Origin of the sequence: Novosphingobium sp. (assembly GCF_041915465.1) — a bacterium.
Lineage (GTDB): Bacteria > Pseudomonadota > Alphaproteobacteria > Sphingomonadales > Sphingomonadaceae > Novosphingobium.
Genome location: NZ_JAYSBK010000098.1, coordinates 1 through 11117, shown reverse-complemented (window position 1 = coordinate 11117; position 11117 = coordinate 1). Strand labels below are relative to the sequence as shown.

Here is an 11117-nt window from a genome sequence, read left to right as displayed (position 1 = left end):
GTCTCGATATCGTCAAGGTGCTCTACAACACCACCGGCGACAGCAAGTATCGTCCCGCGCCGCTACTGGTCAAATATGTCGAAGCGGGCTGGCTCGGCCGCAAGACGGGCCGCGGTTTCTATGACTACAGTGGCGATGCACCGGTCGCCACGAGGTAACGAAGGACATTCGGCGGAGCGCGCTGGAGCGCGCTATGGGCTACGCGACGCGGCCCGTGCCCTAGGGGACGAGCATTGCTGCCGCTGGTCGGCAGCTGCCCCCCTCCCCGCAATCAGATCGCGGCAAGCGAGCACCGAAGCGGCGCACGGCTCGCATCTGCTTGGCAAAGCAAGGGCAATCAGCCCAGTGGAGCTATGTGCAGCCAATCTCGACCTTCGCCCGTAATGGGCCAGAGATCATGATTTGGAGATTTCAAAATTTAAAGTTGATGGGCTATCTCGCGATCATCGATAATTTCTCGAATATTATTCTCGCACTTCATCATAGCATTTATGACTAAGGCATCGATTTTACCCGCAAACTCCTCTGTGATTATTTCGATCGCCTGATCATGGCTTAATCCCCCCTTGTAGGGTCTTGATTCCCGAAGGGCCGCATATATGTCGCCGATGGCTGCGATACGTCCGGGCAGCTCGATTTCCGCCCCAACTCGGCCAAATGGATAGCCACTCCCATCCCACCGCTCATGATGGACAAGCGCGATATAGGCTCCAAGCTCAAGGATCGGCGAACCGCGTCTGGATTTGAGAAAGGCATGTCCGGTAAGCGGGTGCATCCGCATCAGGGCCTCTTCGGCTGCATCGAGCGGCCCGGCCTTCTCGAAAATGTGGGCAGGCAAGAAGACCTTGCCAATATCATGAAGTGCGGTAGCACGCTCGATCAGGCGGCAGCGCTCTGGAGCAAGACCTAAGGCGTCGGCGATCAATCCCGCGACCAATCCGGAATTGCGCTCGTGGCGCCCCAGTTGCAGGCGGCCGCCTAAGCTCAGCTTTTGGGAATTTTGCTCGCCGAAATCACATTTGTGCTGAATGAACATCTCACGCTCGCCGCATTCATCCTTTTAGATCGCTCCAGGCCGACCCGAGCGATCCTTTAATTCCAGGTTCGATCAGCTCATCGCGGCATGTTCTATCGCCCCGCGTGAAGCAGCGGCCGAAACCACTGCTCAGGAAGTGCGCGGGCAACGACACCGGGTGAATGCTGCGGATCGCTATAACGCGGCGACCCGATGAATCACGCGCCGCCGCCAAACTCGCTCCAATCCTGGGAATCAACTGCGACGGCCAAATTGGTTCTGGGTGTGGAGGGCGCGAAGGAAGCCACCGACCGCTTGAACGAGACCACGGGCAATGGCGCTTTGGGAGAAAGGTTCATCATGGTTCCGCCTGCCGCATCCTCGAGGCTGAATGCAGAAGCCAATGAAAGCAAATGCTCTGCTTCGCCGGCCAGACTGCGTGCGGCGGCATTGGACTCTTCAACCATGGCGGCATTCTGCTGCGTCGAGAGTTCCATATCCCGGGCTGCAGCATTGACCTGGCCAAGGTTGCGGGCCTGCTGGCTGGCCAGTTCGGAGATCTGAGATACCCGGCTCGATGCCTCGTCTACCTGCCGCGCAATATTGTCGAATGCAGCGCCGGTTTCGTTGACCAGTTCGACGCCGCGATCGACGAAGTCACTGCTGTCTTTGATCAAATGCTTGATATCTTTGGCAGCATCTGAGGAGCGCTGGGCGAGTGCACGAACTTCACTAGCCACGACGGCAAAGCCGCGGCCGGCATCCCCCGCGCGGGCAGCTTCCACCCCTGCATTCAGTGCAAGCAGGTTGGTCTGGAAGGTAATGCCTTCGATTACACTGATGATCTGGTGAATCTGCTGCGCTGACGTCTGGATATCGGCCATCGCGGCAATAGCGTTGGTCACGACGGTGCGTCCGCTTTCGGCAGATTGCAGAGCGCTGGCAATCGACTGACGCGCCGTGTCGGCATCGCTGGCAGTTTCAGCGATCTTCGAGGTTACCTCGCTTAGCGCGGCGGCAGTTTCCTCAAGCTGGGCCGCTTCAAGCTCTGTGCGGCGGGCCAGATCATCAGAGGCTGACCTGATTTGCGAGGCACCGGCATTGATGCTGCTGGCAGCACCGGTGACGCCGGAGAGCGCCGCGCTGATCTTTTGACGCATCTGTTCAAAATCCGCTTCGATCCGAGCGTAGGCTTCCGGCAGCTGGCCGAGCGGCGTTGACAAATCACCTTCAGACAATCTCGACAGCGCATCTCCTAGCTGTTGGATGACTGCCAGACGGCGCTCATCTTCAACCTTTATGTAGGCAGTCAGGGCAACGCTCATATCGAACAACGCAAGTTTCACCAACGAACCGGCGGCGCGCCCGGTTCGTCCGCCATCGAGCAGACCCAGTGGAGAGCGATTGATCATTTTGGCCAGAACGTCTTCCAGGACAGTCGCGTAGCCGCCGATATACCATTTCGGTTCAAGGCCAATCCGGGCGTGGACCAGGCCGATCTGCTCTGCCTTGTCGCGATAGGCCTCATCGGGCTCTTGGCTGAACAGACAAGTCCAGTGTTCAATCTGCTTTGCCTTGGCGTGCTCCATGACGGTCCGCGACTGGAAAAGCCGCGCGACCTCGGGCGTGATGGAGATCTTGTCATAGAGCCGTGTAAGGGCGGCCGGGGCAAAAAGACGGAGTGCTCTCGCGATGCGTGGAAGGCGCTGCAGGTCAGTTGGGCCGATACCGAAAAAGGATAGTGATTTCTTCATGGCCATTCGCTTTCACGCAATCTCTTGGCTTGTGGGAGCAGTCCAAAGCCGACGGCGGGCAACCTGGCTGCTCACTGAGCTGTCTTTTTCAGCTCCGGACATGTCCGATTTTCGGCAGGCTGGCGTTCAAACAAGCGCAAACCGGCCTTCATTGCGGCGCAACCTGGCGCCGGCAGGGCACTTCTTGAAATGGTCGAATGTTCGCGCGAATGTGATCAGTGCCGCGCCAGGGACGGGTCTGTCAGTGCTTGCGGCTAATCCTGCGCGGTCATTGCGCCCGGGATGAAGCAGGGTGCAACGCGGTACCAAAGGTATGCAAACGGTCCCGGCGGCGCAAGACGGATGCCGCTTTTGGGGTCGTCAAGCCGCCATGGCCAAAGTGGCTGACGGTGATTCCCCAAAATAATGCTTGTACTGCGTGGCAAAGGCCGCCGAACTGGAATAGCCAAGCGAGTAGGCAATTGAAGTTATGGTTTCATTCGGACCGGCGCTGATCAGGAGCTTGCGGGCTGCCTGGATCCGTTCCTGGCGCTGCCATTCCATTGGCGAGCAATCGAACCTTGCTTTGAAGGCATATTGCAGGGCCCTGGCTGACATGCCGCTGATGCGCTCCATTTCAGTCAGAGTGATTGGGTGTTCGGGGATCGAGCGGATCAGGTCACAAACGACGTCCAGTCGCCTGGTATCGGGCGCATCGTTCCGCAGCGATCTCTTGTCGGCATCCTGGCAATCAAGCGAGATTGCGATCCAGCGATAGAATACGTCCTCCAGACCCAGCAATTCGGCGCAATGCGGATCGCTCGCGGTCGCATCGACGAGGGCGCAAAGGCGCTGCAGGGCGGGATAGAGTTCTCTCCCGCAGCGCAGATCAAGCTCACGGTAGTTCTGCTCCAGCCGGGAAGTTCCAGGATCCCTTCCCGCGATAATATCGACGGTGTCGAGGAGACGTTGCTCATCAAGGCTGGCGACGATTACGGACTGTCTGGCATTGTGCCTTGTGCGGCGGACATCCGGCATCAGCAAGGCGTTTCGGCCGCCACACAATTCCACTGAAGACCTATCGAAAGCGACCTCAATATGGCCCATGTAGCCAATCATGATGTGCCAGCCGCGCGGTTCTTCCACCTCGATTTCGCAAGGAAGCGTCGCGTTTGCGGAAAGCACGGTCTTGCCGATGGTGCGCATCGCGAACCTGGCCAGGAATTGCTCGCCCTGCCTAACCTGCTTTACAGACATCGAGGGAACAACTTGCGCGAACGCTTCGGAGGCCATTGCACATTGTGAAAACGTTTCGGCCTCACAATTCCCAAATGCGAGACCCGGCAAAAGATGCATAGCGGCTCCTATCTCGCGACCCCTCACTGAGATATGACAAGCAGGTTGCACAGGTTTGGTTAATTAGGGTCCTTGCCCCCTTTACGTATTTGCGCTGCTTCGGATCGGCGAGGCGGGGCACGGCGCTACCGCTTGGTGGCACGTGCCCGCCAACTCTCGCATCCGGCACTTGCGTTTCCCGGATGAATCGATTGATCGACTGTCCAAAGTCATTTGCCTGGAGAGCGCTGCAGATTTGGTTGGTTGGGTTTGCCTCCTCGTGATGTGCGCACAGCGTATGCTATGCCGCGCCTCAGCGCCATTTACGGCTTCCTTGCCGGCCGTCAGGCAGCGAATTGCAACGAACTGAAGCATGGCTGTTGGCCGGCAAGTGCTCCGCACGGGGCTGCCAGAGCAGGTCTGGCTCGCAGCAACCCAGACAGGCAATGCCAGGTCTGCGGCGCAGGATCCAACCTTCACGTCTAGCAGAGCACAGACGCAGAATATGGGGATTTTCCGGCGCGGCCCGGATCAGTCTTGAATGCTCTGCGGAGCTCGCGGCTGATACCAGCCGGCAGTTCGGAGACACCGACCAAACGCAGGCACGAGGGGAGGTAAAGCCGCGTGATTCCTGGGCAGAAGCTGCAGCCTGAAACCGGGAGTGACCGGTGTTTACCGCCCGTTCAGTCCCAGAAAGCCGAATGTCCCGGCATCGAATTTGAATTTGACTGCCACGTAGAGGCCCTTGTCGGTATTTTCTGCGGCCGAAAAATCGCGATCCCGGTAACCACTGATATTATAGCCAAGGGTCAGCAGCATGTCGTTGGCCGGATTGAAGCTGATTTGCGGGCCATAGGAAAAGCTCGTCGTATGATCGGAGAGATTGGTGCGCACCGTGAGCGACGCGCCCAGGTCGAAGTGCTCACTCAGCCCTAAGCGGGCATTCAGGCCGCCGAACAGGGTTGTACCGGACAGATCGAAGCCTTCAACGCTGTCGAAATTGTAGCGTGCGGCGACAAAGGCGCTTACTTCGCTGCGCTGTACGAACTGTTCGCCCAGGCGCTCGCGCGGCGACCAGTCCAGCGAAACCGAGCCGATCAGACGCTGCGACTTGGCATTGCCTGAGACCGTGAAGGCGCTCGCTGCGACCGCTCCACTGCTCTGGAGGTTTGCATTCTCGACCTGGTCTGACCTGAATTCAAGCTTGGCCAGACTGGCAAGGCTGGACTTGGCCGGACGATAGGCGAAGGCCAGGGATCCGTCGAAGACCTTGCTCATTGCTCCATCTTGCGCGGTTGCCTTGGTCCAGGTGAAGCCGCCACCAAGCATCGAGCCTTCGCCGATTTGACGGATTGCGCCGAATGTCAGACCTTTGCGATTGGACATCTGGCCGTCGCGCCATTCACCGCGCGCGCTGACGCTCCAGCGCCCGTCGCGCCAGTTTCCGCCAAGCGTGAGGGCGGTAAAGTCCTCGCCATAAGTATCGCCGCCGCCAAGATTTCCGCCACTCGAAGCCGGATGGGCCGGATTGATCAGCTGCGCGGGGTTGATGCCGCCAATCGTCTGGCTGGAATCCAGGGTCAGATCGATGGTCAGGTGCTGTGAGAGCGCAAGGCTCTGGGCCAGACCGAAGGCGGCAAAGGAGCGCTTGCCGTATTCGCTGATTTCTTGCTGGCCAAGCGTGGGCGCAAGCTTCGCGCCGTTCCACGGCGTGATCTCGAAGCCGGCGCGCGCGGTACGTGCATTGAGGCTTTCCCCCTTGGCAATTTCGTAGTTCGCCACGAACCGCACATCCGGCGTGATCGCATAGCGCAGACCAAGCTGGTGGCGCTGCGGCAGGTCGACTGATTTGGCCGGACCAAGCGCGAGACTGGATGCGCCGGTCAGTTCCAGCTTGTTGTCCAGCAGCCGGTGGGTCATGCCAAATTCAAGCACGGTAGAATTCGCGGAAGTGCCGGCGGCAAGCGTGTCCCGCATCGTCGCGACGCCGAGGCGCCAATCCGTCTTCTGGGTATGATAGAGCGCGCCGAACTGGATCGCAGTGCGCTGCGCAGGGTCGGTCAGGCTGTCATCATGCCAGGCACTCGCGGTCAGCCCGAGACTTTCGCTCACGCGGTATTGGGCGTCGATTCCGAACTTGCGGCGGCCCAGTTCGGCAAGTGTGGTCTGACCGAGCCCGAAGCCGCTTTCGGCGAGCCTTGCATAGGCGGTCAGATCGAGTCTTGCGGAATGGTGTTCAAGCTCGACCAGCCAGGCATGCACCACTTGTCCCTGGTTGAAGGTCAGCGCGGTCTCGGCGCGCAGCTCGGTCTGCGACCCGATGCGGGCGCGCAGGTCGACGGCTGCGAGGTAGCGGCGCGCAGGGCTGCCACTTGCCCCGTCGGCCGCATTGTCGGTGACAAGGCTGGCGCCGATCCGCAGAGTGCCATCCTTGGTGGTGTAATCGGTGCGCAGGCCCGCGGTAATCTTACCGCCGCGTGCCGTTTCATCGACTTCGTAATCGATCACGATGAAGCGCGGATTGAGCGCTTCATCGCGGCTCAGAACCGGCTGCTTGAAGGTGATCGTTCCCGACAGGGGATCGATATCATAGTCGACAAAGCGCACGAGCGCCTGGCGCGAGACGATCACTTCGGAGCGGTAGCGATCGCGCACTTCGAGACTTACGACCTCGCTGTTGGCAATGATGGCGCGGTTGGAGAGGCGATAAGGCCCCGAGATGCCTCCGCCCTGGAATTCATCGTGCTGGTGGCTCGATGCGACCCGGGCTGCGAACCCTTGGGCATGGAGCGAGCCATTGGTGAATTCACCTTTGAATCCGGTCGCGGTCCGCTGATAGCGGGCGAGCTGGGTCTGGTCGAACCCGCTATCGAAATCGCCATAGAGTGCGGTGAGCCCTTTGCCTTCGACGCGTGCATAGACCTTCTCGCGGCTGGCGGCATCGAACCTGCGGTCTGATCCATCGGCAAAGACGGTATAGTAGGCCGCCGGATCGAGTGCCCCGAGCAGCCGCTGGTCATCGCGCTGCTTGGCGCTGTCATAGGCAACGGTTGCAATCAAACGACCAAGAATCGGCCCCTTGGCATAGAACGCGATGCGGCCATGACGCCCAAGATCGCTCGCGAACGTTCCGGTTTTCCCCATGGCATCGGCGATATCGATTGCCCCGCCCCGGCCTTCGACGAGACCGGCGATGGTCCAGGGCTGCTTGCCTGGGGCAATCCAGGTATCGAGTTCCTGCCGGCGGCGCTGCTGCCCCTCGGCAAAGTTGAACTCGAGGTGCAACTTCCCACTGACCATGGTTGGGGCAAGCGCGACATAGGCGATCCCGTCATCGCCCTTGACGAACCAGCGCGGCGCGGCGCGGCCCAGGCCGCTCAGGGCACGCGACTGCATCGCATCGAGGGCATCAGCGCTTTCGTATGGCGCGGAGATGCTGAGCTCACCGGTGAGCCCCGCATGAACCGGACGCCCGTTGCGATCGAGGATGCGCAAGGCCAGGACTGGCTTGGTGGTACCATCGGCGATGAGGACGCTCTGGTCAGGCACGAGCTCGACCCGGGCGGCAGCCGAGGAGAAGTAGACGTCCCTGGTCAGCTTGCCGACGATGGCGCCCTGCTCGTTACGAACAATTGCGGTGAGATGCGTGACGTCGCCATCGAGCGGAATGCCGCGCCAGAGGCTCACGGAATGGGTTCCGCCTGGCGCACTGCGGGTACCATCGAAGGCGACCGGGTCAACCGGCTTGCCATCGACCAGTAATTCGACTTTCTCGGTGACCCGGTGACGGATCACCACCCTGACGGCAGGCGCGCGCGGATTGTGATCAATGGCAGGGAACAGGAACGCGGTGGGGCCATTGCCAAGCGCGAGCCAGTCCGTGCCGGCACCGGCCGCAGCGCGTGCAGCGTCATCCTGGTCTGGAGCCTTGCTGTCCGGCTCGGCGACAGCGGCTTCGACTGGCGCGCCCTCGGGTAGAATGGCGGCGAAGTCGGCAACGACCAGGCTACCGCCCTGCCCTTCGACAAAGCGCGAACTGGCGCTCCCTGCGCTGCGGGTGGAACGCGCGCAATCGACAAACTGCCCGCTCTTGGGCAGGGTTGCGGTCAGGGCCTGGACGACATGGGATCCTGGGACCAGGCCTTCAAAATGATAGCGGCCATCAGCGTCCGTGATCGCAAAGCTGCCGTCTTCAAGCACGACGCGGACGCCCGCAATGCCGTGATGCGGGTTACCAAGCTCACAGCCGCCATCGGTGATCTGGCCGACCAGGGTCATGCGGGCAACCAGATCCTCGCGTTCGACCTTCACGGCTGCGCTAGCCAGCGCGGACCGGCCCTGCTGATCGGTTGCGCTAACCTTGTTCACAAGCTGACCGGCCGGCGCGTCCGCCGCGATCGTCATGGCATAGGTCACCGTCCGGCTCGCTCCAGGCGCAAGGTCGCCCATTGCGAGCGTGAAGGTCCGGCCATCTGCGGCAAATGAGGCTGCATCGCCGGCGGGTTGGCCGTTGATGCGCAGGCTGGTCTTGCGGATCCGCAGGCCAGCCGCGGGCTGATCGACCAGAACAATACTGTGTTTGGTGCCGACTGCATCGCTGTTGCGCACGGTCACTGTAAAGAAGACGGTATCGCCCGGCAGGGCAGATGCGCGTGAGGCGGTCTTGGTCAGTGCGACGGGTGACGAGGGATGATCGAGCGGGATGTCGACCCGCACTGGAGCGGGAGACGCAAGGATCAGACTGCCCCCGTAGGATGCAGCGCTGATTTCAAGTGCGCTGCCGTCAGGTCGATGCAGGGCGGACAGCGCGGCAGGTGTCGCCTGCGAGGGCGCCGTATAGGGCGCTGGCGGCTCGACCAGGATGCGGTATGTCCCAAGCGGCGCGAGCGGAAAGCGATATTCGCCCGGCAGCATTGCGTGGGAATTGCCGGCCCCGTCGATGACAATCGCACCGGTCACGACGCTCGAGGGCCAGGTTGTTACCCCATCGTCGGCATAGACCTTGGCGGGCAGGCCGGTGACGGCATCGACCAACGACACGCGAACCCCCTCGACAGGGGTTCCATCTTCACTCGCGAAGACGAGTCCGAACGGATCGGCCAGCACTTCGATCTGCGCGGTTGCGATCACGTGGGCTGTGCCGCTGCGACTGCATTCGATCGAAATATGATCTCCGGCCGCGACGCTCAGGCGGCAATCGCCCTGCACGGGCTGGGGCGGAACCGCGGTTGTCGGGATGGCGCCGACGAAGGTGGCGCTATTGGGCGCAGTCTCGAAGATCGTCAGGGTTTCCCGGTCACCCGAAGCGGTGACCAGCGTTGCGGTGAGGCTGTCGATCTTGGCAGGATCAAGATTGGCGGCAGGTGCGCTGACCCGGAAGAACAGCGTATCGCCGATGCGCAGCGAAGTGGTGCGCTCGAGCGATGCGACGGTGCCGTCGCTCGACAGGCCGCCTGGGACAGCTAGCTCGGCTTCGCCGCAGTGGGAGGGCGTAAAGGCCAGCGACTGACCTGCGCCCGGAATGCGTTTGTATGTTTCGATGGTGGCAGGATCGCTCAGCACATCGATGGCCACGGGGTTGGAGCGGACCGACCGGGGGCTATCCTGCTCGTACCAGTTGGCCGAAGCAATATTGGTGATGGTTTGCGCGAAGGCTCCGGGCACAAGCCCGCATAGCGCCGTAAGCAGCGCTACGAGCGAAAGCCAGATCTTGAGGAAGCCGCGCATCGATCGAATGTCAGGGACGTGCAGGCGGCATGCTGGTGATGCCGCCTGCATATCGCACTCAGTTGATGACCGCGCGGAAGCGCATGGTCTTGGTCGCGCCGGCTGCGACGCTGCTCAGCGTCCCGCTGACAGTACCGGAGCTGTAGGAACCACCGGCCGCGCCATCGGCGTTGCAGACGCCAGATGTGACGGTCCCGTTGAGGAAGATGCCATAGCCCGAGTCATAGGTCACGGTTACCGGCAAGGGGTCGGAGATGGCGACGTTGCTGGCGCCGGCGCCGCCGGCGGCATTGGCGACCGAGATGCAGTATTCGATGGTCGCGCCGGGGATCGCCTTGGGATTGGTCGTCCCGTTGAGCGGATCGGAAATGACCTTGCTTGATTTGACAATGGTCAGCGCGGCCGCAAGGACCGTATAGTCATCCTTGGCCGAGTAGGCCGCATCGCGCGCACTGTCGCTGCTGCCGGCGCCATCGGCGAAGACCGTGTCGACGGTATTGGCGCTATCAGCGCCCGTCGTCTCGACTAGTGCCGCGCCCTGGCTACCGGCAGTGCCGCCCTCGCGGCCGGTCGCGGTGAGCGTGACACCAGCGACGGAGCCGGTTGAGAGGCTCAGCGGAATGTCGGCAACGACAAAGACGGTCTTGCTCGCATCCGCGGCAACCTCGTCGAGGTAGGACACCTCGAGGTCGGTACCGGGGTCATAGGAGCCATTGTTATTGGTATCGACGTAGATCTTGACGTTGGTGACATCGAAATTGTCGGTACCCGAGTGGGCTGCCGTGCCGCCGGACTGCTGCGCAGCAACGAGCGCGAAGTCGAGTGCAGCGTTCGACAGGTTGGTCACCGTGAAGGTGGTCACCGCCGCAGTCTGGCCCGGTGAGACCTGGGTCGTTGCCGAACCGGTCTCGGCGACGGTAACATTGACCTTGCGGTCGACCTTGAAGCTGTTCGAGGCCGAAGTTGCGGTCTGCGCAACCGAGCCGACCTGATAGTTCACGGTCACGGTATTGGTAATGGTGGAGCCCGCCAGCGTACCCGACGCCAGGGCGGGACTCGATGCCAGGATGGCGAATGCCGCAGCACTGACCGATCCAAGCAGTCTGCCTGGTTTTTTCATCTTGAGGTTTCCATTTTCAGTAAGTGGCCAGCGAAAACACCGCCCGCGGGCCATGGCGGTTCAGCCGCTTAATTCAGCGGACGATAGCGAAGAACTGGAGGTTGCCCTGCTGTCCTGGTTTGAGGACTGGGAGGATCCAGCGCAGGTGGGTGACGTCGCTGGCCTGAGCAGGTCGGACAGCGCCGTT

6 protein-coding genes are annotated in these 11117 nt (G+C 61.4%); 1 reads left to right on the top strand and 5 read right to left on the bottom strand.

The window, feature by feature from the left end; genetic code table 11:
• The coding region (locus tag ACE3SN_RS13900) for a 3-hydroxyacyl-CoA dehydrogenase family protein (RefSeq protein WP_374530982.1) at positions 1–158 on the top strand (158 nt) is incomplete at its 5' end.
• Positions 159–418: 260 nt separating this feature from the next.
• Here the strand turns inward: ACE3SN_RS13900 and ACE3SN_RS13895 are convergent.
• The 5 genes from ACE3SN_RS13895 to ACE3SN_RS13875 form a co-directional block, all read right to left on the bottom strand.
• On the bottom strand, positions 419–1036 hold the full coding sequence (locus tag ACE3SN_RS13895; RefSeq protein ID WP_374530980.1) for an HD-GYP domain-containing protein: 618 nt from the start codon (positions 1034–1036) through the stop codon (positions 419–421).
• Between the two features lie 197 nt (positions 1037–1233).
• Positions 1234–2775 carry a methyl-accepting chemotaxis protein gene (locus tag ACE3SN_RS13890; RefSeq protein ID WP_374530978.1) on the bottom strand — a complete coding sequence of 514 codons (1542 nt, stop codon included), beginning with the start codon at positions 2773–2775 and terminating at the stop codon, positions 1234–1236.
• A 354-nt stretch (positions 2776–3129) separates the two neighbouring features.
• Positions 3130–4041, bottom strand: a complete 912-nt coding sequence (locus tag ACE3SN_RS13885; RefSeq protein WP_374530976.1) for a helix-turn-helix transcriptional regulator — start codon at positions 4039–4041, stop codon at positions 3130–3132.
• A gap of 714 nt (positions 4042–4755) precedes the next feature.
• Positions 4756–9810, bottom strand: coding sequence for a hypothetical protein (locus ACE3SN_RS13880; RefSeq protein WP_374530974.1), 5055 nt, complete (start codon positions 9808–9810; stop codon positions 4756–4758).
• Between the two features lie 58 nt (positions 9811–9868).
• Positions 9869–10930, bottom strand: a complete 1062-nt coding sequence (locus tag ACE3SN_RS13875) for a hypothetical protein (RefSeq protein ID WP_374530972.1) — start codon at positions 10928–10930, stop codon at positions 9869–9871.
• Positions 10931–11117: the final 187 nt, after the last annotated feature.

What these genes read in the sequence shown, in the direction of transcription:
- ACE3SN_RS13875 (WP_374530972.1), bottom strand. Translation starts at nt 10,930, where the DNA reads ATGAAAAAACCAGGCAGACTGCTTGGATCGGTCAGTGCTGCGGCATTC.
- ACE3SN_RS13895 (WP_374530980.1), bottom strand. Translation starts at nt 1,036, where the DNA reads ATGTTCATTCAGCACAAATGTGATTTCGGCGAGCAAAATTCCCAAAAG.
- ACE3SN_RS13880 (WP_374530974.1), bottom strand. Translation starts at nt 9,810, where the DNA reads ATGCGCGGCTTCCTCAAGATCTGGCTTTCGCTCGTAGCGCTGCTTACG.
- ACE3SN_RS13885 (WP_374530976.1), bottom strand. Translation starts at nt 4,041, where the DNA reads ATGGCCTCCGAAGCGTTCGCGCAAGTTGTTCCCTCGATGTCTGTAAAG.
- ACE3SN_RS13890 (WP_374530978.1), bottom strand. Translation starts at nt 2,775, where the DNA reads ATGGCCATGAAGAAATCACTATCCTTTTTCGGTATCGGCCCAACTGAC.